We start from the raw sequence: 22,798 nt of genomic DNA on the forward strand, positions 1-22,798 counted from the left end.
GGAGGGGCCCGGCGCGTCAGCGACAGGAGGGTGAGGGGGCTTTTCAAGGAGCCAAAGCCCGATTCCCAAACCTCACCGGAAGGCCTCCCCCTGCAGGTTCCGCACCGCCGCTTCGATCGCCAATACGTCTTGCCTGCCGTCGCGCTGGCGCAGGGCGACCGTGCCGTCCGCTTCCTCCCGCCGGCCGACGGCCATCAGCAGCGGGATGCCGGCTTCGCGGGCGTCGACGATCTTGCGCGACAGCCGTTCGGGCCGGGTGTCGGCGAGGGCGCGGAAGCCCTCGGCCTCCAGGGCGGCGGCGACGCGTTCGGCATAGTCCGCCTGCGCGGCGCCGATGCTGGCAACGACGATCTGCTCCGGGGCCAGCCAGAGCGGCAGGTTGCCCCGGTGGTGCTCAAGCAGGATGCCGATGAAGCGCTCCAGGCTGCCGAGGATGGCGTGGTGGATCATCACTGGCCGGACCTTGCGGTTCTCGGCGTCGACGTAGTGGGCGTCGAGGCGCTCGGGCAGGACATAGTCGAGCTGCACGGTCCCGCACTGGATCTCCCGGCCGCCGCGGTCGCGCAGGAAGAAGTCGAGCTTGGGGCCGTAGAAGGCGCCCTCGCCGGGGTCGACGCGGTGGTCGAGCCCGGTCGCCCGGGCGGCGGCCTCCAGCGCCGCCTCGGCGCGGTCCCAGAGCGCGTCGCTGCCGGCCCTCTGCGCCGGCCGGGTCGAGAAGGCGACCCGCACGTCCTGGAAGCCGAAGTCGGCGTAGACGGCGTGGAGCCGGCGGGAGAAGCGCGCCACCTCGGCCTCGATCTGGTCGTCGCGGCAGAATACGTGGGCGTCGTCCTGGACGAAGGCGCGGGTGCGCACCAGGCCCTTGACCGCGCCCGAGGGCTCGTCGCGGTGGCAGGCGCCGAACTCGCAGAAGCGTAAGGGCAGGTCGCGGAAGGAGCGCAGCCGCTTCTTGAAGATCTGGACGTGGCCCGGACAGCTCATGGGCTTGAGCGCCAGGGCCTGGTCCTCGGCCTCCAGGGTGAACATGTTGTCGCGGAACTTCTCCCAGTGACCGCTGCGCTCCCAAAGCGCGCGCGACAGCAGCTGCGGGGTGCGCACCTCGCGGAAGCCGCCGCGGCGCATCTCGCGGCGGATGTAGTCCTCGACGATGCGGTAGAGGGTGAAGCCGCGCGGGTGCCAGAACACCATGCCGGGGCCTTCCTCCTGCTGGTGGAAGAGGTCCAGGCGGTTGGCGATCGCGCGGTGGTCGTCGGCGTCCATCTTTCGTCTCCGTTCGCTCTTGGCCGGCGGACGGAGGCGCGGAATCGAAAAGGCCCCGTCCGTTTCCGGCGGGGCCCTTGCTTCGCGCGCTGCGGCTATGCTCAGCGCAGCAGGAAACACGGCGGCCCGCCGTCGCGGGTCGTCGTGGTCGTGGTCTGCAAAGCTGCGAAGCGCCTTCTCATGAGCCCTGGATAGCCCCGGTGTCGTCGAGAGTCAAAGCCTCCTAGCTGGGGCGCGCCCGCCGCGGGCCGGGGGAAGGCGGCTGACGCGGCGGGACGGGATCCAAGACCGAGAGGGGAGGCCCGGTCAATCGTCGTCGTCGCGCCCCCGCTTGCCGTGGCGGAAGTCCTCCCGGGTGATCTCGCCGTCGCCGTCCCGGTCGCGGCGGGCGACCAGCTTGGAGAAGCGCTCGCCGAACTCCTCGGCGGTGACCCGGCCGTCGCCGTCGTCGTCGTGGCTCTGGAAACGGTCGACCATGCGCTCGCGCATGGCGTCCAGCCAGAGCGCCTCGTACTCCTGCAGGGTCAGGCTGCCGTCGCCGTCGCTGTCGAACTTGGCCAGGCGCTCGGCGCGCACGGCGTCGATCTCGGCCTGGGTCAGCTTGCCGTCCTCGTTGCTGTCGTAGCTCTCGAGCAGGCGCTCGAAACGCCGCTCGCTGTGGCGGCCGTGATGGCCGCCCTTGTGGCCATGCCCGCCGTGCATGGCGTAGTGGTGGCCGCCGTAGCCCCGGCCTTCCTTCGAGCCGCTGGCCTGGGTGACGCCGGTCAGGGCGATGGCGCCGACGGCGACGGCCACGCCGGCCGCGATGAGGGTCTTGGTGCTGGTCTTCATGGGGGTTCCTTTCAGGGATCGCTGTCCTCGATGCCTGGAAGATGGGGCCGCCCTGTCGCAAATGTTTGTCGCCGGAGCCCCCGATTTGTCGCAGGTTCTGGCAGGTCCGGCGGCTGACACATCTCGATACAATTTTCCTGGCGCCGCGCGGGGCCGCCGGGCTCATATTCCAGTCAAGCAGAAGCGAGGCCGCCCCGGCATGGACTCCAGCCCGCACATCCTGGTCGTCGACGATCACCACGATATCCGCGACCTGGTCGCCAGGTACCTGACCAAGCACGGCCTGCGGGTCAGCACCGCCGAGGGCGGCGCGGCCATGAGGCGGCGGCTCAAGGACAGCGCGGTCGACCTGGTGGTGCTCGACGTCATGATGCCGGGGGAGGACGGGCTCAGCCTCTGCCGCCACCTGCGCGAGACCACAGACCTGCCGGTGATCCTCCTGACCGCCCTGGCCGAGGAGACCGACCGGGTGATCGGCCTGGAGATCGGCGCCGACGACTACGTGACCAAGCCCTTCAACCCGCGCGAGCTGCTGGCCCGGATCAAGGCGGTGCTGCGCCGGGCCCGGAGCCTGCCGCCGCAGCGCGGCGCGGCGCCCTCCGGCCGCCTGCGCTTCGGGCCCTGGACCTTCGACCCGGCCCGGCGCGAGCTGCTCGACGCCGAGGGCACCGCGGTGCCGCTCTCGACCGCCGAGTTCCAGCTGCTCGGCGCTTTTCTGGCGCATCCCAAGCGGGTGCTGTCGCGCGACCAGCTGCTCGACCTGACCCAGGGCCGGGCGGCGAAGGTCTTCGACCGCAGCATCGACAACCAGGTCAGCCGCCTGCGCCGAAAGATCGAGGCCGATCCCAAGAACCCGGCCCTGATCAAGACGGTCTGGGGCGGCGGCTACACACTTGCCGCCGAGGTCGAGCCGTCATGATCCGGCAGCGGCTCAAGGCCCTGCTGCCGCAGAGCCTGGCGGGGCAGATGGTCGCCCTGCTCCTGCTGGCCCTGGTCGCCGCCCAGGGCGTCACCCTGGCGATCTACCTGGACGAGCGGCGCCACGCGGTGCGTGCGGCCGAGCGGGCGCAGGTCGCCTCGCGCCTGGTCTCGGTCGTGCGTCTCCTCGACGATACGCCGCCGGAGCTGAGCGAGCGCATCACTCGGACCGCCAGCGGCCCGCGCCTGGGCTTCTGGCTGGCCGCGGAGAGCGCGGTCGACCCCGGCGACCCCGAGGCCCTCGACCGTCCCCTGCAGCGCCGCCTCCGCGGCCTGCTCGAGGGCACGAGCAGCGGCCGTGTCCTGGTCCGCCTGGAGGACTCCGAGCGCTTCCTCGCCTGGCGCAAGGCGCGGCGGCAGGCCCGCCTGGAGGACGACGACGAGGACGATCACGGCGACTATCACCGGGCCGAGTGGCGCAAGCGCGACTACTGGGAGAAGCGCCGGCACCGCCTGCCGCTCAGCCTGACCATCTCGGTTCGCCTCGCCGACGGGCGCTGGCTCAACGCGGCGACCCTGGTGCCCTTCAACGCCCCGGCCTGGGCCTGGCCCTCGCTGCTCTCCATGGGGCTCATGGCGCTGGCGATCCTGGTGATCGTGGTGCTCTCGGTGCGGCGCATCACCCGGCCGCTGCGGACCCTGGCGGCGGCGGCGGACAGCTTCGGCCGCGGCCAGGAAGGCACGCCCCTGGCCGAGGCCGGACCCGAGGAGGTCCGCCGCACGATCCACGCCTTCAACGAGATGCAGGACCGGCTGCGCCGCTTCGTCGCCGACCGGACGGGTATGCTGGCCGCCATCAGCCACGACCTGCGCACGCCGATCACCACCCTGCGCCTGCGCGCCGAGTTCATCGAGGATCCGGAGACCCGAGACAAGATCCTTGAGACCCTCGACGAGATGCAGCAGATGACCGAGGCGACCCTGGCCTTCCTGCGCGAGGACGCGGCGCGCGAGGACAGCCGCCAGGTCGACCTCGCCGCCTTGGTCCAGAGCCTCTGCGACGACCTCACCGATGCCGGCCGTGACGTCGCCTTCGCCGGCGCCGGCCGGACCCCGCTAATCTGCCGCCCGGTGGCGCTAAAGCGGGCCCTCGCCAACCTGATCGAGAACGCAACCACCTATGGCGAGCGGGCGCGGGTCGCGCTGCAGGACGGCGCGACGGAGCTCGCCATCGTCATCGACGACGACGGCCCGGGCATTCCGCCCGAGCGGATGGCGGCGGTCTTCGAGCCCTTCGTCCGTCTCGAGGAGTCGCGCAGCCGGGAGACCGGCGGCGTCGGCCTGGGCCTGGCCATCGCCCGCTCCATCGCCCGCGGCCACGGCGGCGACGTGACCCTGGAGAACCGCGCCGAGGGCGGGCTGCGGGCGATCCTCCGTCTGCCCAAGGCCGAGCAGGGCTGAGGGGCCGGCCGGTCCCGGCCCCTGCTGGCGTGCCTGCCGTCAGGCGGCGGCCGCGGTCAGCGCAATGGTCTCCTGCCGCGCGCGGTAGAGCTGCAGGAAGGAGATGACGTGCAAGAGGGTGAAGAAGGGCACCCCGAAGGCCGGCACCAGGACCATGGGCAGGCGCAGCATCGGGTCGCTGGTCACGCTGCCGGCGAGCAGGCCGGCGGCCGAGCCCGAGGCCAGGAAGCCGACCGAAAAGGCCATCAGGAAATCGGCGACCCCCAGCCAGTTCCAGAAGATCAGCCCGCGCCGCGAGACGCCCCGCGCGGTGAACATGGCGGCGACCAGGAAGGGCGCCGCCAGTGCCACCGCGGCGTCGCCGAGCCCGGCCGGATAGGCGAAGAGCGGCGGCAGCACGTCCCAGAAATAGAGCATCAGGAAGCCCATCCCCAGCATCCGCCAGGACTGCAGCCCGGTGATCAGCGGCAGGCTGAGGGAAAGGACGAAGTCCCGCAGCCCCGCAAAGGCCCGGTAGGCAAGGGCGAAAAGGACCTGGGGCAGCAGCAGAGCCAGGGTCAGCTTCCAGGGCAGCTCGCCGGGCCCCGCGACGAAGGCGTCGCCGGCGGCCAGCCAGGCGACGACGGCGAACCAGGCGATCAGGACCAGGGCCGCGAGCGGCGGCAGCTTCAGGCCGGAGGCGGGGGTCTGGGTCATGGTCTTCTCCTTCAAGTAAGTGTATTTACACTTAATTTCAGAAATGAAGATTCAGGGCCTTCTGGCGGCGGCAAGGTCCGACAGCAGGCGCTCCAAGCGCTCGCTTCCGAGGCGGTCCTCGATCCGATCCTGCACCGCCTGCCACAGCGGCAGGGCCTCCCGGTAGGTCCGCCGGCCGGCCTCGGTCAGCGCGAGTAGCCGCTGGCGCCGGTCCTCGCCGCGGTCTTCGCGGACGTAGCCCTCCCTGAGCAGCGGCCGCAGGTTGCGGGTCAGGCTGGTCCGGTCCATGCCCAGCTCCCGGGCCAGCTCCGACAGCGGCACCCGGCCGAGCAGGGCGAGGGCGGTCAGCAGACTGAACTGTGTGCCCTTCAAGCCGACGGGCCGCAGCGCCGCGTCGTAGACCTGGCCCAGGGCCCGGCTCGCCCGGCGCAGGTTGAAGTTGGCACAGCGCGTCGCCGCCCGGGCCGCCTCGCGGAGGTCATCGGAGTTCTCGGTCATGATTATGTGTATATGCACTTAGTGGCCCGAGTTCAAGGCCCCTGCTCGACTGCCTTTAGCGATTAGTCTTGGTTTTGGCCGATGAGCAGGATGCCGTGAAGCCGAACCACCTTCGGCCCCAGGACGCCCCGTTCGAGGTAGAAGCCTTGAAGGATCAGGCGCAAATGCAGCCCGTCCTGGCGGTTCTCCAGGGTCATCTGATCCTGGCTCACGGTCCCCTGTGTTGTGCCGCCGTCGCTCTCGGCATTGTGCTTGAGGCGCTTCCGAAGGGTTGCGAGATCGAAATCGAGAGTCGGGCCGTTCTCTTCCGTCACGCGAAGGTGGCCAACCCCGCTGTCCAGCTGCACCAGATAGCGGCCGAAGTTACTATCCACGGTCAGCTCTCTGTTGTCCGGGGTCCAGAGCGAGAGATCCTGATAGATCTGGAAGGGCGCCACGTCCAAGCGGGTCACCCTGGCGGCTTGGTAATGCTCTATGCCTGGATCCTGGCCGGGCCAGACGAGGCTCAGGCCGAGCGCTGTGACGATGTCCGACGCGCTGGGCCGGGCCTGGAGGTCCAGGTCCATGGTGTCGAAGAGAGGCGCCAGCGCCGGCTGCTTACCCATGCGATCGAGGTAGATCGCGATGGCCGAGACTTCCGCTTCGTCGTCCCGGCTTATAGGTCTGCCGGAGCGGAGAGCCTTGCCCTCGGCAAGCAGGCTGTTGCGGGCGAGGATTTCCTTCAGGCGCGTGATCTGGCTGTCGGTCGCCAATCCGACGCCGCCCCAGGGGCCGAAGCTCCCCAAGGCGAGCAGGAGGGCCAAGGACAGAGGCAGCAGCACAGGCCCGGACCGGCGCCGGAACGTAAAGACCAGCGCGATGCCCAGCAGCCAGAGGCCGAAGACCGCCACGGCGTAGCGCTGCTCGGTGACGCCATAGGCCTCGATCCGCACCGCGATGGCGAGCAGCAGCAGTCCGGCCGGAACCAGCAGGGCCGGGTGGAAGAAGCGGCAGAACTGGCGAACTGCCAGGTTTCCGCTTTCCCTCAGGGGGTGGGCGAAGAGGTAGGTCGCTACGCCGAAGGCGGCGTAGCCGGCGACGAGGTATCCCAGCTCGCCGTGCGGCAGGTCCCAGGTGATCAGGGTCTTGGCGGCGTAGGCATAGAGCAGCAGCAAGTAGGCGATGATGAAGGGCACCAGGAAGAAGCCGGTCAGGTAGCGGGCCCAGGTCGGGCAATAGTCGGCTTCGGGCTCTGCGAAGTCTTTCGGCACGCCCGACATCGCCTGCAGCGGCCATACGAACCCCAGCCCGAGGGCCCAAGTGTCACTGTAGACATCGTCGTCGATGTCCACCTCGAAGAGCGCTTCCAGTGCGGCGTAAAGGGCGTGCAGGCCGCCCGCGAAGATCAGCCCGACCAGGAGGCCGAAGGCGGCGCTCAACCATAGCCCGCGGTTGTAGTCCCAGAAGGCGTCGCCGGCGTCGAGCCGGGTCACAAAGGGTGCGCAGGCCAGGAAGAGCAAGCCGGCGGGCAGGAGCGGCAGCAGGAGGCCGGCCCAGACGGCGTCGTAGTTGGCGGGCAGGGTGAAGGCCCGCAGGGCCAGGAGCAGCACCAGGGCCAGCGAGAAGGCCAGACCCTTGGGCCACGACCATTTCCGGCTTTCGGCCAGCAGCTTGGCGCCCAGCGCCGCGAAGACGGCGAGCAGCAGGAAGGCGAAGGCCCGAAAGTGCTCGTCCTCCCGCTCGAAGACGTTGAAGTCGTGAATTCTGGCGATGGCCAGGCCCACTTGTACCGTGGCCAGCGCCACGGGAAGCGGAAAGCGCAGGACCGTGGCCCTGAGGCCCGAAGCCACGTCACGCCAGGCGATCAGGGGCAGGACTTGCATCGTGCCGGAGGTTCCCAGGTGCCGCCGAAGGAGCCGGGTCGAAAGCTTCCGATAGACAAGATCTATGAGCAGATTGTGTAGCAAATGTGGAAAGACTGTGTGTAGAGTACAGCCTAGAGTTTAGTGTCGTCACTGTGTTACACGAGGGACCGGGCCTTGTCCCCGGCTCCTGCTGCAGCGCAGAATCGGGTGGCAAAGGGTGGGAAAGGCCGGTACAACGGCAGGTCCCGCTGTGGAGGAGGAGGGGGAAGTCCCATGGCTGCCAAATGGTCGCCGGGATCCTGGCGCGACAGGCCGATCCAGCAGGTACCCGAATATCCCGATCCCGCCGGTCTGGCGCGGGTCGAGGCGATCCTTGAGAACTATCCGCCGCTGGTCTTCGCCGGCGAGGCGCGCCGGCTGCGCGGCCACCTGGCCAAGGTGGCGGCGGGCGAGGCTTTTCTGCTCCAGGGCGGTGACTGCGCGGAATCCTTCGCCGAGTTCCATCCCGACAACATCCGCGACACCTTCCGGGTCTTGCTCCAGATGGCCGTGGTCATGACCTTCGGCGCCGCCTGCCCGGTGCTCAAGGTTGGCCGCATGGCCGGCCAGTTCGCCAAGCCCCGCTCGGCGCCGACCGAGGCCCAGGGCGGGGTCGAGCTGCCCTCCTACCGCGGCGACATCGTCAACGGCATCGAGTTCGAGGCCGAGCGGCGGATGCCCGATCCGGAGCGCCTGCTGCGCGCTTACAACCAGGCGGCGGCGACCCTCAACCTGCTGCGCGCCTTCGCCCAGGGCGGCTTCGCCGACCTGCACAAGGTGCATCGCTGGAACCTGGAGTTCGTCGCCGGCAGCCCCCTGGGCAGCCGCTACGAGGAGCTGGCGACCCGCATCGACGAGGCCCTGGCCTTCATGAATGCCTGCGGCATCAACGCCGAGAAGGTGCCCCAGGTCAGCGAGACCGACTTCTACACCTGTCACGAGGCGCTGCTGCTGCCCTACGAGCAGGCCCTCACCCGCATCGATAGCCTGACGGGCCAATGGTACGACTGCTCGGCGCACTTCCTGTGGATCGGCGACCGGACCCGCCAGCTCGACGGCGCCCACGTCGAGTTCCTGCGCGGGGTCGAGAACCCGATCGGCATGAAGTGCGGGCCCAGCCTGGATCCGGACGACCTGCTGCGCCTGATCGAGACTCTCAACCCCGACAATGAGCCGGGCCGCCTGACCCTGATCTCGCGGATGAGTGCCGATCAGGTTGAGGCCAAGCTGCCGCCCCTGGTCCGCGCGGTGCAGCGCGCCGGCTTCAGCGTGGTCTGGTCCTGCGATCCCATGCACGGCAACACCATCAAGTCCTCGACCGGCTTCAAGACCCGGCCCTTCGACCGGATCCTGGCCGAGGTCGAGGGCTTCTTCGCCGTGCACCGGGCCGAGGGCACCCACGCCGGCGGCATCCATATCGAGATGACCGGCCAGGAGGTGACCGAGTGCACCGGCGGCGCCCAGGCGATCAACGACGAGCGCCTCGCCGACCGCTACCACACGCACTGCGACCCGCGGCTCAACGCCAGCCAGGCGCTGGAGCTCGCCTTCCTGATCGCCACCCGCCTGAAGGAAGAGCGCGACGGCGCCGCCGGCCGGGCGGTGGCCGCCCTTTAGCGCTGGGCGCGGTCCGACCCCGTCCCGGCCGGAGGTCAGCCATGGCCCGCAACGGAAGCAAACCCGGACCCGCCAACGGCCAGGCCTGGCCCGACGAGGGGCGGGTGCCGGCCTGGACCGACACCTATTTCAAGCGCAGCAAGGAGACCATCGGCCGCTTCGGCGATGCCAGGGTCACCTACGCGCTCTTCCTGCGCCGGCCGGTGGTCTCGGCGCCGCGGCTCGCCCTCGACTGGCTGACGGCGGTGACCGCCCAGCGCAACGTCAAGGTCGAGGTCGACCTGCGCTACCCCGAGGGCAAGTGGGTCGGCGCCGGCGAGCCCCTGGCCTACGTGACCGGGCCCTTCTATCACCTGGTCGATCTGGAGACCCTGCTGCTGATGAAGCTCGGGCCGCCCTGCGTCGCCGCCTACAACGCCTATTCCATGTGCGCCGACCTGCCGAAGGTCGCCTTCCTGGCCATGGACGCCCGGCACTGCGCCGGCACCGAGATGGCCGAGCTCATGGCCTACGCCGCCTCGGTCGGCTCGGCGCGGGCCAAGCGCAAGGTCGGCGCCCTCGGCTTCATCGGCAACGCCACCGACGCCACCGCCCACTTCTTCGGCCAGGACAGCGGCAAGGGCACCATGCCCCACGCCCTGATCGGCTACGCCGGCTCGACCCTGCGCGCGGCCGAGATGTTCGACGAGACCTTCCCCGACGGCCCGATGACCGTCCTGGTCGACTACTTCGCCCAGGAGGTGACCGACTCCCTCGCGGTCTGCCGGCGCTTTCCGGAGCGCGCGGCGGCCGGGCAGCTCGCGGTGCGCATCGACACCCCCGGCGGCCGCTTCCTGGAGGGCCTGGACCCGCCGGAGTCCTACGCCGTGCTGGAGCGCCACGCCCCGGAGGCGATCCGCGGCTATCGCAACGACGCCGAGCTGCGCTTCCTGATCGGCCCCGGCGTCTCGGCGGCGGCGATCTGGTTCCTGCGCGAGGCCCTGGACAAGGCCGGCTTCGACAAGGTGAAGATCGTCGCCTCCTCGGGCTTCGGCCCGGCAAAGTGCCGCCTCATGGCCGAGGCCCAGGCGCCCATCGACGTCATCGGCAGCGGCTCCTACCTGCCGGAGCGCTGGTCCGAGACCTACGCCACCGCCGACATCGTCGCCTACGACGGCGTCCCCCGCGTCAAGGTCGGCCGCGAGTTCCTGCTCAGGAAGTAGCGCGCTCAAGCGTGCAGCGGATTGCGGTCGCTCTATCCGGTAGAGGTTGCGACCGCGTCGGCCGAGCTCTTCCTCCCCCTTGATGGGGGAGGATAGAGGAGGGGGTGGCGGCCGTAAGGCCGCACACTCACGCCCCGAGATGAGTCCTTGAGCCGGCTTTCACCCCCCACCCGAACCCTCCCCCACAAGGGGGAGGGCGTTCTCCGCCGAACCTTGCAGCGCGACCTCAGGCCTGCAGCTGATCGCCGATGGGCAGGTCGCGGATGCGCTTGCCCGTCGCGTTGAAGATCGCGTTGGTCAGGGCCGGGAGGAAGGGCGGCACCCCCGGCTCGCCCACGCCGGTCGCATGGGTCTCGAACCTGTGCGGCACGAGGTGGGTGTGCACGACCTCCGCGAAGTTGTTGGCGCGCACCATCTGGTAGTCGTGGAAGTTGCTCTCCACCACGCGGCCCTTGTCGAAGGTGACCGCGCCGTGCAGCGCCGCGGACATGCCGAAGACGCAGGCGCCCTGCATCTGCGAGCGCACCCGCTCCGGGTTGACCACGTAGCCGCAGTCGAGCGCGACGTGCACCTCCGGCACCTGCAGCCTGCCGCCGCTCTCGACTTTGGCGTGGACGGCGATCGCCACGTAGCTGACGAAACTGCGGTGCACGGCGATGCCCAGGCCTTCGCCCGCAGGCAGGGACCTGCCCCAGCCGGCCTTTTCGGCCGCCAGCTCGACGACGTGGCGCAGGCGCCCCGTGTCGTTGGGGAACTCCTCGTAGGGCTCGCCGTAGTTCCAGAAGTCCTCCGGCAGTCCGGCCGCCTTGGGGTCGATGACCCGCGGCGCGCCGATCAGCTCAAGCAGGAAGTTCTTCTGGTCCACGCCCAGCTCGTGGGCCAGCTCTGCGGCGATGGACTGCACCGCGAAGGCCCGCGGGATGTTCGACACCGAGCGGTACCAGCCGACCCGGGTGTGGGCCAGGGCCTTGCAGTCCTCGCAGCGGACGTTGGGGATCTCGAAGGGCATGTCGGCCAGGCCCATCCCGACCTCGACCGGATGCATCTCGCCGCTGTCCGGCGCGAAGGTCGACAGGAAGGAGGGCGCCGCGCTGCGGTGCCGCCAGGCGACCGGCTTGTTCCCGGCGTCGAGGCCGATCTCGATCCGCTCCACCGAGGTGGTGTGGTAGAAGCTGTGGCGGATGTCGTCCTCGCGGGTCCATTGCACCCGCACCGGCGCGCCGATCTTCCGGGACAGCAGCGCCGCCTCGATCGCGTAGTCGCACTTGGACTTGCGGCCGAAGCCGCCGCCCAGCAGGGTGACGTGGACGGTCACGTCCTCCTCCTTGAGGCCGAGCGCTTCGGCGATGTCCAGGCGCGCACCGTAGGGGCTCTGGAGCGGCGCCCAGACCTCGGCCCTGCCGTCGGCGACCTTGGCGATGGCCACCGGCGGCTCCATCGGCGCATGGGGCATGTGCGGCTGGTAGTACTCGCGGGCGAAGACCCGGGCGGCGCCGGCGAGCGCTCCCTCCGGATCGCCCTGGTTGCGCACGACCTTTCCCGGGGCCTGCGCCGAGGCGCTCAGCTCCTTGCGGTAGTCCGCCGTGTTGAAGCCGCCATGGGGGCCGTCGTCCCACTCGATCTTCAGGGCATCCCGGCCCTTCAGCGCGGCCCAGGTGTTCTTCGCGATGACCGCGACGCCGCCCAGAGGGGCGAACTTGGCCGGTGGGATGCTGCCCGGGATCTGCTCGATCGCTTCCACGCCGGGCACCGCCTCGGCGGCCGAGGAATCGACCGACTTGACCTTGCCGCCGACCACCGGCGGCCTGGCGATCACGGCGATCTTCATGCCCGGCAGGCTGACGTCGGCGCCGTAGACCGCCTTGCCGGTGGTGATATCGTGCAGGTCGGCGATCTGCACGCGGCCCTTGCCGATGTAGCGGAAGGCGCGCTCGTCCTTGAAGTTCAGTTGCTCGCGCGCCGGCACGGGCAGGCCCATGGCCGCCTTGGCAAGCTCGCCATAGCCGAGGCGGCTGCCCAGCGACTTGTGCACGACCTGGTGGTCGATCGCCTCGACGTCGTCGTGCGCCGCGCCCCAGCGCTGGGCCGCAGCCTCCTCGAGCATCCAGCGCACGGCGGCGCCGATCTCGCGGGCCGGTTGGATGTGGTGGCGCAGGCTGCGCGAGCCGTCGGTGTCCTGGTTGCCGTAGATCTTCTCGTCGCCCGGCGCCTGGACGATCTTGATCCGGCTCCAGTCGGCCTCCATTTCGTCGGCGATGATCATCGGCGGGCTGGTCCGCGAGCCCGTGCCCATCTCCGAGCGGTGGGCGACGATGGTGACCGAGCCGTCGCGGTCGATCGCGACGAAGACGTGGGGATCGCTGACCACGCCGTTGGGCATTCCTTGGCCGCCGTGGGGATAGGCTTCGAAGGCCTTGGCCTGGCCCAGGGGCAGGACCTGCAGGGCGACGACCAGGCCTGCCGCGCCCTTGAGCAGCGCACGGCGGCTGACGTTCTGGATGACCGCCGTCCCGGCCTCGGGCAGGGGCGCCGGCGATGCGTATTCCTTCATGTAGTGCAGCATGGCTCTAGGCTCCCGTGGCGGCGTTGCGGACGGCGGCGACGATGCGCTGGTAGCAGCCGCAGCGGCAGATGTTGCCTTGCATTCCCTCCAGGATCTCCTGGTCGCTGGGATTCGGCTTGGCGGCCAGCAGAGCGGCCGCCTGCATGATCTGCCCGGTCTGGCAGAAGCCGCATTGCGGCACGTTCGCATCGCGCCAAGCCTGCTGGACCGGATGGTTGCCGTCGGGGCTCAGGCCCTCGATGGTGACCACCGACTTGCCTGCGGCCTCGCCGACCGTGGCCAGACAGCCCTGCACCGCTTGGCCGTCGACGTGCAGGGTGCAGGAGCCGCAGAGCCCGGTGCCGCAACCGTACTTCGTGCCGGCCAGGCCAAGCTCGTCGCGGACGTACCACAGCAAGGGCGTTTGGGGATCGCCGTCGAACTGCCGTTCGACGCCGTTGACGGTGAGCGAAACCATATCTCTCCTCCCGATTGGGTTCTGTGTTTCCCGAACCCTTGTCGCATTTTGCCGGTCCCGTTCCTGTGCCGGGGCCCTTGGCGGCCTGCTTCGACTCGCTCGGGCGCTTCGCCGTCCCGCGAGGGGGCGGCAAGCCCATGGTGCGCGTCTACATGACTCTGGGAGGCGCCGTTGAGAACAGGCCGCCGATCTCCTTAGTGTAGCAGAATTTCGCGCGCGCTGCCGTCGCCATGTCGGCGGGTCCCGGAGATGTGATGACGGCGGTTCGGCGATTGACGTCCAGCCACCGACCGACACAGGATCTTCGCTGCACAGCCGAGCCGGACCCGCCGATGCCGATGATCACCGAGGACTCGCCGATCGCCTTCGACGATCCGCTGCCCGCGCAGGTCGACGTCGTGGTCATCGGCGCCGGCGTCGCCGGGACCGCGAGCGCCTATTTCCTCGCCGAGAGGGGCGTCAAGGTGCTGCTCTGCGAGAAGGGCCGGGTTGCCGGTGAGCAGTCGAGCCGCAACTGGGGCTGGGTGCGCCAGCAGGGCCGCGACTGGGCCGAGCTGCCGATCATGATGGAGGCCAACCGGATCTGGCGCGGCCTGGCCGAGAAGACCGGCGAGGCCGACCTCGCCTTCACGCCTTCGGGCTGCCTCTACCTCGCCGACAGCGCCGCCGGCCTGGCCAGGTACGAGGCCTGGCACGACCTGGCCGGGCGTCACCAGCTCGACACCCGGATGCTGACGGCGGCCGAGGTCGCGGCCCGTCTGCCCGGACTGCAGGGCCGCTGGGTCGGCGGCATGGTCACCGAGAGCGACGGCCGCGCCGAGCCCTTCGTCGCGGTGCCGGCGCTGGCCCGGGCCGCCCGCGCCCTGGGCGCGAGCGTGATCGAGGGTTGCGCCGTGCGCTGCCTCGACCTCGAGGCCGGTCGGGTCGCCGGGGTGGTGACCGAGCGCGGCCGGGTGCGCTGCGATCGGGTGCTGCTGGCCGCCGGCGCCTGGTCCAACGCCTTCGCCGCCAACGCCGGGGTCGATCTGCCGCAGCTTGCGGTGCGCTCGACCGCGGCCCGCACCGAGGCGGCGCCGGGCGCGCCCTACGAGGGCAACGTCTCGACCCCGGGCCTGGCGATCCGGCGGCGCGCCGACGGCGGCTACACGGTCGCGACCGGCGACACCGCCGAGCACTACCTCTCGCCGGCCTCCTTCCGCTACTTCACCAAGTTCCTCAAGCTGCTCAAGGTCTCGGCCCGGGACCTGCGCCTGCGCCCGGCAGCGCCGGCCGGCGATCCCGGCGCCTGGGGCCGGCCGCGCCGCTGGACCGCGGAGGAGGAGAGCCCCTTCGAGCGCCGGCGGGTCCTGAACCCGGCGCCCTCCGCGGCCGTGGTCCGCCAGATCGAAGAGCGCTTGCCGGGCCGCTTCCCGGCGCTGAAGGGCGTCAAGCTCGCCGAGGCCTGGGCCGGCATGATCGACGTCACCCCCGACGCGGTGCCGACCCTCGGCGAGGACGAAGGGATCCGGGGCTTCTACATCGCCACCGGCCTCAGCGGCCACGGCTTCGGCATCGGCCCCGCCGTCGGCCGGATCATGGCCGACGTGATGGAGGGCCGCCCCCCCGGCCACGACCTGACCCGCTTCCGCCCGACCCGCTTCGCCGACGGCAGCGAGATCGTCCCGGGACCGTACTGAGGACTGCGATCAGACGCGCGACCCTTCGTGGAGCTTAGTCATCTGGCAGCCGGTGCCGGTGTCAGCCAAGGCCGCCTTTGGCGCCTGATCCGAGCGAGGCCTCCCGGTCGGTGTATTCGATCGCACCGTTCGGAAGAAGGAAGAGGATGCGGACCCGGCCGCCGGTGCCGGCGGGCCAGTGCTCGGAACCAGGCGCGTAGACAGCCCAGCCGCGGGGATGGCCGTCGAAGCGGCCGCCGGGTGAACCCGTCATCACGGCGCAGACCTCGCCGTTCGGATGGCGGTGGTGCGGGCCGGTGAAGTCGATCAGCTGGACTAGGTCGACGCTCATGCCGCGGGTCTCGGTGCAGGGTTCGATCACGCGGGCGCCTTTGCGCACCTCCTCGCCCCGCAAGCCCATCCAACCGCTCTCGATGCCCTCGTCGCAGCAGGCCTCGAGCCCTCGGAACACGTCGCCGTCGGGGTGAAAACGCGCATTCAGCCGGACCGCCAGGGCCTCGTTCCAGTCGGAGCCGGCGATCTCTGCAATGACCGGTTCGAGGAGGTCGCACAGCGCCTTTCGCTTTTCGCCCCAATCGTCGCTTTCGTTCATCCCCCGTCTCCCGAATACCCGGCCCAAGCCCTTGCTTCGAGAGCAGGATAGAGGTCTCTGTGACATGCGAGAAGCACGAGGAGCAGACGCGCGCTGACGATGGCTTGTCCTGCTACGATGAGCCCAAGCGGTTTTCAGGACCCGTGTGGCCGCTTGGTCGAAGCCGCGGCAGCCGCATATTTCCTTAACGGACCGCACACCTTTCGCTAAGACCATGGCGGCCGATGACGGAAGCGGAACGGAACAGCAGATGATCACCTCGACCCTCGAATACCTTCCCGGGCGCAACATCAAGTCCCACCTCGGCATCGTCCAGGGCAGCACGGTGCGGGCCAAGCACCTGGGCCGGGACATCGCCGCCAGCCTGAAGAACATCGTCGGCGGCGAGCTCAAGGGCTACAGCGAGCTCTTGAGCGAGGCCCGCGAGGAGGCCTTCCAGCGGATGATCCGGCAGGCCGAGGCCAAGGGCGCCAACGCGGTGCTCAACGTCCGATTCACGACCTCCTCGGTCGCCCAGGGCGCTTCGGAGATCCTGGCCTACGGCAGCGCCGTGGTCGCGGAGTAGGGGCCATGGAAGCCTTCGCCGAGTTCTCCGGCCTGATCTTCGTCGTCCTCTTCCTGGTCCTGGGCTACGGCTTCGGGCGCCTGGCCGAGGCCCGGCACTACCGCTCGATCCTGCGGCGCGAGGAGGAGTTCAACGACCTGATCATCGTCTGCTGCAAGACGGTGCCGGAGAGCCTGCCCACAAACGGCAGCCAGATGGTGCGCGGCAGCGTCGTGGTCTCGGTCGACTACTTCAAGCGCTTCGTCGCCCACCTGCGGATGATCTTCGGCGGCCGGGTCCACACCTACGAGAGCCTGATCGACCGCGGCCGGCGCGAAGCCCTGTTGCGCATGCAGGCCGAGGCCCGCAAGCTGGGCGCGACCATGATCTTCAACACCCGCTTCGAGACCTCCTCGATCTCAAAGGGCCGGCGCCAGAGCGTGGGCTGCGTCGAGGTGCTGGCCTACGGCACCGCGATCCTGCCCTGACCGGGCCGGGGGCGGCCGCGGTGGAGTTCAGGAACCCCCAGGTCCCCGAGGGGATCAACGTCAGCCGGCACAGCCCGCTCTACGAGTTCTTCCTGCTCAGCCTTGGCGCGCTGCTGCTCTTCGCGGCGCTGGGCTTCGCCTCGCTCTTCCTGGGCAGCCTGCTCGGCCGCCACGCCCCGGTGGCCTGGGAGAACGCCGTCGCCGGGCTGGTTGTCGGCGGCCGCCTTGCCGAGGAAGCGAAGGGCTCGGCGGCCGAGGCCGGCCCCCTGCGCGACGAGCTGCAGGCCCTGGCCGACCGCCTGTCGGCGCAGATCGCATTGCCCGCCGGCCTGACGGTCAAGGCCCACTACCTGGACAGCGACCAGATCAACGCCTTCGCCACGGTCGGCGGGCACATCTTCATCGCCCGCGGCCTGATCGAGCGCATGCCGCACGAGAACGCCCTGGCCATGGTGGTGGCCCACGAGGCCGCCCACATCGCCCACCGGGACCCGGCCGCGGCCCTCGGCGGCATGGTCCTGCTCCAGGCCCTCTTCGCCCTTGTTTCCTCCTCGGGGCAGGAGCTTCCCGCCGAGCTCCTGGTCGGCCCCAACGCCCTGCTGCTCACCAGCTTCTCCCGCGACGTCGAGCGCGAGGCCGACGCCGCGGCGCTGGCGGCCGTCGCCGGGCTCTACGGCCACGTCGCCGAGGCCGCGACCTTCTTCGAGTCGGTGCGCGATCTGCCGCAGCCGCCGGAGCTGCTCAGCACCCATCCCCTGACCCAGGAGCGGATCGACGCCATCGCCGAGACCGCGCGGACCCGTGGCTGGCCGCTTCAGGGCGCCATGACCCCCTTGAGCCCGGCCCTGGCCCGGCTTGCAGAGGCCGCGCCCGGGTCGTAAGTAAGGCCCATGCCCGATGCCGTGAAAATCGCCCTGGCGCAGATCAACCCGACGGTCGGCGACATCGAGGGCAATCTGGCCAAGCTGCGGGACGTCCGGGCGCGGGCCGCGGCCCTGGGCGCCGACCTCATGGTCGCGACCGAGCTCTGCCTGGTCGGCTATCCGCCCGAGGATCTGATCCTCAAGCCGCAGTTCCTGGACGAGGCCTGGGCGGCCTTGGAGGCCCTGGCCGCCGAGACCGCCGACGGCGGCCCCGGCCTGGTCGTCGGCGTGCCCTGGCGCGCCGAGGGCTGGACGCCCGGACAGCCGCTGCGCCACCACCTCTACAACGCGGCGGCGCTGCTCGATGGCGGAAAGGTCCAGACCCTGCGCGCCAAGGCCGACCTGCCCAACTATTCGGTCTTCGACGAGAAGCGCTTGTTCAAGCCGGGACCGCCGCCCGGCCCGGTGAACTTCCGCGGCCTGCGCCTGGGCCTGCCGGTCTGCGAGGACATCTGGACCCCGGAGGTCCCGGAATGCCTGGCGGAGTCCGGCGCCGAGATCCTGGTCGTGATCAACGGCTCGCCCTTCGAGCAGGACAAGATCGAGTACCGGCATCAGCTCGCGGTCCGGCGGGTGACCGAGACCGGCCTGCCGATGGTCTACGTCAACCAGGTCGGCGGCCAGGACGAGCTGGTCTTCGAGGGTGGCTCCTTCGTCCTGGACGCCGACTGCCGGCTGCGCGCCCAGCTGCCGGTCTTCGAGGAGGCCCTGGTCCTGACCGAGTGGACCCGCGGCGCCGACGAGGTCTGGAGCTGCGCCGAGGCCGACTGCGTTCCGCCCGAAGAGGGCCTGGAAGCGACCTACCGCGCGCTGGTCCTCGGCCTGCGCGACTACGTCGGGAAGAACCGCTTCCCCGGCGTGGTGATCGGCCTTTCGGGCGGCATCGACTCGGCGCTTTCGGCGGCGGTCGCCGTCGACGCCCTGGGTGCGGCGCAGGTCCGCTGCGTCATGATGCCCTCGCCCTACACCAGCGCCGAGAGCCTGGAGGACGCCGCCGAGGCCGCCCGCCTGCTCGGCGTCCGGCTGGACGAGATCGGCATCGAGCCGGCCATGCGGGCCTTCGAGGGCATGCTGAAGCCGCTCTTCGACGGCCGCGAGGCCGACATCACCGAGGAGAACATCCAGGCCCGCTCCCGCGGCCTGACCCTGATGGCGATCTCCAACAAGTTCGGCCACATGGTGCTCTCGACCGGCAACAAGTCGGAGATGTCGGTCGGCTACGCCACCCTCTACGGCGACATGTGCGGCGGCTTCAACGTCCTGAAGGACGTTTACAAGACCACGGTCTTCGCCCTGTCTCGCTGGCGCAACCAGGCCCTGCCCAGGGGCGCCCTCGGGCCGGCCGGACGGGTCATCCCGGAGCGGATCATCACCAAGCCGCCCTCGGCCGAGCTCAAGCCGGACCAGACCGACCAGGACAGCCTGCCGCCCTACGATGCCCTGGACGAGATCCTGGAAGGCCTGATCGAGGGCGAGCTGGGGGTTGAGGAGATCGTCGCCAAGGGCCACGACCGGGCCACGGTCAACCGGGTCTGGCGAATGCTGGAGAACGCCGAGTACAAGCGCCGCCAGGCCCCGCCCGGGGTCAAGATCACCAGCCGCTCCTTCGGCCGCGACCGCCGCTATCCCATCACTAACGCCTTCAAGGGCCCGCGCTAGCCGGGCTCCGGCTCCCGGGGGCGCCGCGCGGCTTGGCGCGGCCGATGCTTTCTGGCAGACAAGGCGCCGAAACGGCGGGGTCCCGAACGGCCCGCAGAGACAGCAGGCGTGACAGCATGACCAGCAGCGACAGCGCAGTGGATACGGCGGAGCGCAGCGATTTCATCCGGACCATCATCCGGGACGACCTGGCCGCCGGCCGGACCCAGGCCGTGATCACCCGCTTCCCGCCAGAGCCCAACGGCTACCTGCATATCGGCCACGCCAAGTCGATCTGCCTCAACTTCGGCGTGGCCCAGGAGTTCGGCGGCCGCTGCAACCTGCGCTTCGACGACACCAACCCGGTGAAGGAGGAGCTGGAATACATCGAGGCGATCAAGGCCGACGTCGCCTGGCTCGGCTTCGACTGGGGCGAGCACCTCTACTTCGCCTCCGACTACTTCGAGCAGCTCTACGACTGGGCCGAGCATCTGATCGGGAGCGGCAAGGCCTACGTCGACGACCTCTCGCCCGAGGACATCCGCGAGTACCGCGGCACCCTGACCGAGCCCGGCCGCAACAGCCCCTTCCGCGACCGCGGCGTCGCGGAGAACCTCGACCTCTTCCGGCGCATGCGGGCCGGCGAGTTCCCGGACGGCAGCCGCGTGCTGCGGGCCAAGATCGACATGGCCTCGGGCAACATCAACCTGCGCGATCCGGTGCTCTACCGGATCCTGCACGCGGCCCATCCGCGCACCGGCGATGCCTGGTGCATCTACCCGACCTACGACTTCGCCCACGGCGAGTCCGACGCCATCGAGGGCGTCACCCATTCGATCTGCACCCTGGAGTTCGAGGACCACCGGCCGCTCTACGACTGGCTGATCGAGAACCTGCCGGTGCCCTCGCGGCCGCGCCAGTACGAGTTCGCCCGGCTCAACCTCTCCCACACGGTGCTGTCCAAGCGCCGGCTCATCCAGTTGGTCGAGGAGCGCTACGTGCGCGGCTGGGACGACCCCCGCATGCCGACCCTGGCCGGCCTGCGCCGCCGCGGCATCCCGCCGGCGGCGATCCGCGACTTCATTGGCCGGGTCGGGGTCGCCAAGGCCGCCAACCTGGTCGAGCTGGCCATGCTGGAGCACTGCGTGCGCGAGTTGCTGAACAAGACCGCCGCCCGGCGCATGGCCGTCCTGCGGCCCCTCAAGCTTGTCATCGAGAACTACCCCGAGGGCCAGGTCGAGGAGCTTGAGGCGATCAACAACCCGGAGGATCCGGCCGCCGGCAGCCGCAAAGTGCCCTTCGCGCGCGAGCTCTACATCGAGCGCGACGACTTCATGGAGGACCCGCCGAAGAAATTCTTCCGCCTGGCCCCGGGCCGCGAGGTCCGGCTGCGCTACGCCTACTTCGTGACCTGCCGCGAGGCGGTCAAGGACGCCGCGGGGGAGGTGGCGGAGCTGCGCTGCACCTACGACCCGGCGACCCGCGGCGGCGACGCCCCCGACGGCCGCAAGGTCAAGGGCACCCTGCATTGGGTCGCCGCCGAGACCGCCCTGGAGGCCGAGGTCCGGCTCTACAACCGGCTCTTCACCGAGGAGCTGCCGGGGGTCAAGGGCGACGTCCTGGACGACCTCAACCCGGAGTCCCTAGAGGTCCTGGAGAGCTGCTACCTGGAGCCGGCCCTGGCTGCGGCCGCGGTCGGCGAGGCGGTGCAGTTCGAGCGCCTGGGCTACTTCTGCGCCGACCCCGAGGGCAAGCCGGATAGGCCGGTCTTCAACCGCACGGTCGCGCTCCGCGACACCTGGGGCAAGATCCAGGCCAAGGGCCGCTAACCCCCTTTTTCGCTTTTCTCTCGGCAAAGTCCGGCCACCGCCTCACTTGACCCTCCTTCGTCTTCGCCCTAGAACCGCAGGCATGTCCGTTCCGACGCAGCGATGTTCCCAGGCCTGATTGCCGGCGCCCACCCGCGCCCGGCCGCCTTCGCGCGAGAACATCTCAGCCCCTGACCGGGACGGACCCATGACCCTACAGCTTCACAACACCTTGACCCGCCGCAAGGAGGCCTTCGCGCCTCTCGACCCCGAGAACGTGCGCCTCTACGTCTGCGGCCCGACGGTCTACGACTTCGCCCACATCGGCAACGCCCGGCCCGTGGTGGTCTTCGACGTCCTTTTCCGGCTGCTGAAGCAGATCTACGGCGCCGAGCGGGTGACCTATGCCCGCAACATCACCGACGTCGAGGACAAGATCATCAAGGCGGCCCAGGAGAACGGCGAGGCCATCGACACCCTGACCGCGCGCACGACCGAGGCCTACCACCAGGACATGGCGGCCCTGGGTGCCCTGCCGCCCAGCGTCGAGCCGCGGGCCACCGATCACGTCCCGCAGATGATCGCCATGATCGAGGTGCTGATCGCCAAGGGCCACGCCTACGCGGCCGAGGGCCACGTGCTCTTCAACGTGCCCTCCATGGCCGACTACGGCCAGCTCTCCGGCCGCGACCGCGAGGAGATGATCGCCGGCGCCCGGGTCGAGGTCGCACCCTACAAGAAGGACCCGGCCGACTTCGTCCTCTGGAAGCCGAGCACGCCTGAGCAGCCGGGCTGGGACAGCCCTTGGGGCCGCGGCCGGCCGGGCTGGCACATCGAATGCTCGGCCATGTCCGAGGCCCATCTGGGCCGGGTTTTCGACATCCACGGCGGCGGCCAGGACCTGGTCTTTCCGCACCACGAGAACGAGCTCGCCCAGAGCCGCTGTGCCCACGGCACGGCGCTCATGGCCAAGGTCTGGATGCACAACGGCTACGTCGTGGTCGGCGGCAAGAAGATGTCCAAGTCCCTGGGCAACTTCTTCACCGTGCGCGCGCTGCTGGAGGAGGGCCACCCGGGCGAGGCGATCCGCCTGAGCCTGCTCTCCGGCCACTACCGCCAGCCGCTCGACGTCACGCGGGAGAAGATCGAGGAGGCCAAGGCCCAGCTCGACCGCCTCTACGGCGCGCTGCGTCACGCGGGGGAGGCCGGCCCTGCCGAGGTCCCGGAGGCGATCCTGGCGGCTCTCGCCGACGACCTCAACACCCCCCAGGCCCTGGCCGAGCTCCACGAGATCGCCGGCGCCCTGAACAAGGCGGCCAAGACCGAGGAAAAGGCCCGCCTCAAGGGCCGGCTCCTGGCCGGCGGCGCCCTCCTGGGCCTGCTGGAGGCCGACCCGGAAGTCTGGTTCCACGGCGGCAGCGGGGCGCTCTCCGCCGAGAAGATCGAGGCCCAAATCGAGGCCCGCAAGCAGGCCCGCAAGGCCAAGGACTTCGCAGAAGCCGACCGCATCCGCGACGACCTTGCGGCCCAGGGTATCCTCCTGGAAGACGGCCCCGCCGGGACGACCTGGAAGCGAAGGTAGTCCCACAATTAATCCCCTCCCCCCTTGTGGGGGAGGGCCAGGGTGGGGGGTATCACGAAGCGACAAGCCGACATCGAGGCAATCCGTGCGGCCTTCGGCCGCCACCCCCTCCTGTATCCTCCCCCATCAAGGGGGAGGAGGCCTTTGTTGGCGCCGTTCGA

General features: G+C 70.1%; 19 protein-coding genes. 11 read left to right on the forward strand and 8 right to left on the reverse strand.

What is annotated here, in order from left to right; all coding sequences use genetic code 11:
- Positions 1 to 72: 72 nt before the first annotated feature.
- Both thrS and QNJ30_24705 read right to left on the reverse strand, forming a co-directional pair.
- Positions 73 to 1,260, reverse strand: a complete 1,188-nt coding sequence (gene thrS / locus QNJ30_24700) for a threonine--tRNA ligase (protein ID MDJ0946660.1) — start codon at positions 1,258 to 1,260, stop codon at positions 73 to 75.
- 306 nt (positions 1,261 to 1,566) lie between these two features.
- A complete protein-coding gene (locus QNJ30_24705) occupies positions 1,567 to 2,091 on the reverse strand; it encodes a caleosin family protein (protein MDJ0946661.1) in 525 nt (174 codons plus the stop codon).
- Between the two features lie 199 nt (positions 2,092 to 2,290).
- Between QNJ30_24705 and QNJ30_24710 the strand changes: the two genes are divergently transcribed.
- Together QNJ30_24710 and QNJ30_24715 are read left to right on the forward strand one after the other, a co-directional pair.
- On the forward strand, positions 2,291 to 3,010 hold the full coding sequence (locus tag QNJ30_24710) for a response regulator (GenBank protein MDJ0946662.1): 720 nt from the start codon (positions 2,291 to 2,293) through the stop codon (positions 3,008 to 3,010).
- Positions 3,007 to 4,470: an ATP-binding protein gene (locus QNJ30_24715; GenBank protein MDJ0946663.1), complete on the forward strand. Its 1,464-nt coding sequence runs from the start codon at positions 3,007 to 3,009 to the stop codon at positions 4,468 to 4,470. The genes QNJ30_24710 and QNJ30_24715 overlap by 4 nt, the downstream gene beginning before the upstream one ends.
- Positions 4,471 to 4,509: 39 nt before the next feature.
- Here the strand turns inward: QNJ30_24715 and QNJ30_24720 are convergent, their stop codons facing one another.
- The 3 genes from QNJ30_24720 to QNJ30_24730 all read right to left on the reverse strand — a co-directional run bounded on the left by QNJ30_24720 (position 4,510) and on the right by QNJ30_24730 (position 7,526).
- The gene (locus QNJ30_24720; GenBank protein ID MDJ0946664.1) at positions 4,510 to 5,166 is read right to left on the reverse strand and encodes a hypothetical protein; all 657 of its coding nucleotides are present in this window, start codon (positions 5,164 to 5,166) and stop codon (positions 4,510 to 4,512) included.
- 51 nt (positions 5,167 to 5,217) lie between these two features.
- The gene (locus QNJ30_24725; GenBank protein MDJ0946665.1) at positions 5,218 to 5,664 is read right to left on the reverse strand and encodes a MarR family winged helix-turn-helix transcriptional regulator; all 447 of its coding nucleotides are present in this window, start codon (positions 5,662 to 5,664) and stop codon (positions 5,218 to 5,220) included.
- A 62-nt stretch (positions 5,665 to 5,726) separates the two neighbouring features.
- Complete coding sequence (locus QNJ30_24730; protein MDJ0946666.1) at positions 5,727 to 7,526, reverse strand: DUF4153 domain-containing protein; 1,800 nt, start codon at positions 7,524 to 7,526, stop codon at positions 5,727 to 5,729.
- Between the two features lie 255 nt (positions 7,527 to 7,781).
- Here QNJ30_24730 and QNJ30_24735 point away from each other — a divergent pair, with 255 nt between their 5' ends.
- Positions 7,782 to 9,164 carry a 3-deoxy-7-phosphoheptulonate synthase class II gene (locus QNJ30_24735; protein ID MDJ0946667.1) on the forward strand — a complete coding sequence of 461 codons (1,383 nt, stop codon included), beginning with the start codon at positions 7,782 to 7,784 and terminating at the stop codon, positions 9,162 to 9,164.
- 41 nt (positions 9,165 to 9,205) lie between these two features.
- Positions 9,206 to 10,366: a nicotinate phosphoribosyltransferase gene (locus tag QNJ30_24740; GenBank protein MDJ0946668.1), complete on the forward strand. Its 1,161-nt coding sequence runs from the start codon at positions 9,206 to 9,208 to the stop codon at positions 10,364 to 10,366.
- 226 nt (positions 10,367 to 10,592) lie between these two features.
- On the opposite strand, the gene QNJ30_24745 is transcribed toward QNJ30_24740, so the two are convergent.
- Together QNJ30_24745 and QNJ30_24750 are read right to left on the reverse strand one after the other, a co-directional pair.
- Positions 10,593 to 12,929, reverse strand: coding sequence for a molybdopterin-dependent oxidoreductase (locus tag QNJ30_24745; protein MDJ0946669.1), 2,337 nt, complete (start codon positions 12,927 to 12,929; stop codon positions 10,593 to 10,595).
- A 4-nt stretch (positions 12,930 to 12,933) separates the two neighbouring features.
- Positions 12,934 to 13,386: a (2Fe-2S)-binding protein gene (locus tag QNJ30_24750; GenBank protein ID MDJ0946670.1), complete on the reverse strand. Its 453-nt coding sequence runs from the start codon at positions 13,384 to 13,386 to the stop codon at positions 12,934 to 12,936.
- A 332-nt stretch (positions 13,387 to 13,718) separates the two neighbouring features.
- Between QNJ30_24750 and QNJ30_24755 the strand changes: the two genes are divergently transcribed.
- On the forward strand, positions 13,719 to 15,062 hold the full coding sequence (locus tag QNJ30_24755) for an FAD-binding oxidoreductase (GenBank protein ID MDJ0946671.1): 1,344 nt from the start codon (positions 13,719 to 13,721) through the stop codon (positions 15,060 to 15,062).
- Between the two features lie 61 nt (positions 15,063 to 15,123).
- Here QNJ30_24755 and QNJ30_24760 read toward each other — a convergent pair whose 3' ends face one another.
- Positions 15,124 to 15,654 carry a DUF4863 family protein gene (locus QNJ30_24760; protein MDJ0946672.1) on the reverse strand — a complete coding sequence of 177 codons (531 nt, stop codon included), beginning with the start codon at positions 15,652 to 15,654 and terminating at the stop codon, positions 15,124 to 15,126.
- A gap of 250 nt (positions 15,655 to 15,904) precedes the next feature.
- Between QNJ30_24760 and QNJ30_24765 the strand changes: the two genes are divergently transcribed.
- From QNJ30_24765 to cysS, 6 genes are all read left to right on the forward strand, one after another.
- A complete protein-coding gene (locus QNJ30_24765; protein MDJ0946673.1) occupies positions 15,905 to 16,219 on the forward strand; it encodes a YbjQ family protein in 315 nt (104 codons plus the stop codon).
- 5 nt (positions 16,220 to 16,224) lie between these two features.
- Positions 16,225 to 16,686 (forward strand): heavy metal-binding domain-containing protein, encoded by a 462-nt coding sequence (locus QNJ30_24770; protein ID MDJ0946674.1) that lies wholly within the window; start codon positions 16,225 to 16,227, stop codon positions 16,684 to 16,686.
- 20 nt (positions 16,687 to 16,706) lie between these two features.
- The gene (locus QNJ30_24775; protein ID MDJ0946675.1) at positions 16,707 to 17,567 is read left to right on the forward strand and encodes a M48 family metalloprotease; all 861 of its coding nucleotides are present in this window, start codon (positions 16,707 to 16,709) and stop codon (positions 17,565 to 17,567) included.
- 9 nt (positions 17,568 to 17,576) lie between these two features.
- A complete protein-coding gene (locus QNJ30_24780; protein MDJ0946676.1) occupies positions 17,577 to 19,268 on the forward strand; it encodes an NAD+ synthase in 1,692 nt (563 codons plus the stop codon).
- A gap of 116 nt (positions 19,269 to 19,384) precedes the next feature.
- On the forward strand, positions 19,385 to 21,076 hold the full coding sequence (locus QNJ30_24785; protein ID MDJ0946677.1) for a glutamine--tRNA ligase/YqeY domain fusion protein: 1,692 nt from the start codon (positions 19,385 to 19,387) through the stop codon (positions 21,074 to 21,076).
- 187 nt (positions 21,077 to 21,263) lie between these two features.
- Entirely contained in the window at positions 21,264 to 22,637 is a 1,374-nt protein-coding gene (gene cysS, locus QNJ30_24790; GenBank protein ID MDJ0946678.1) for a cysteine--tRNA ligase, read from the forward strand.
- Positions 22,638 to 22,798: the final 161 nt, after the last annotated feature.

Source organism: Kiloniellales bacterium (genome assembly GCA_030066685.1).
Classification (GTDB): domain Bacteria; phylum Pseudomonadota; class Alphaproteobacteria; order Kiloniellales; family JAKSBE01; genus JAKSBE01.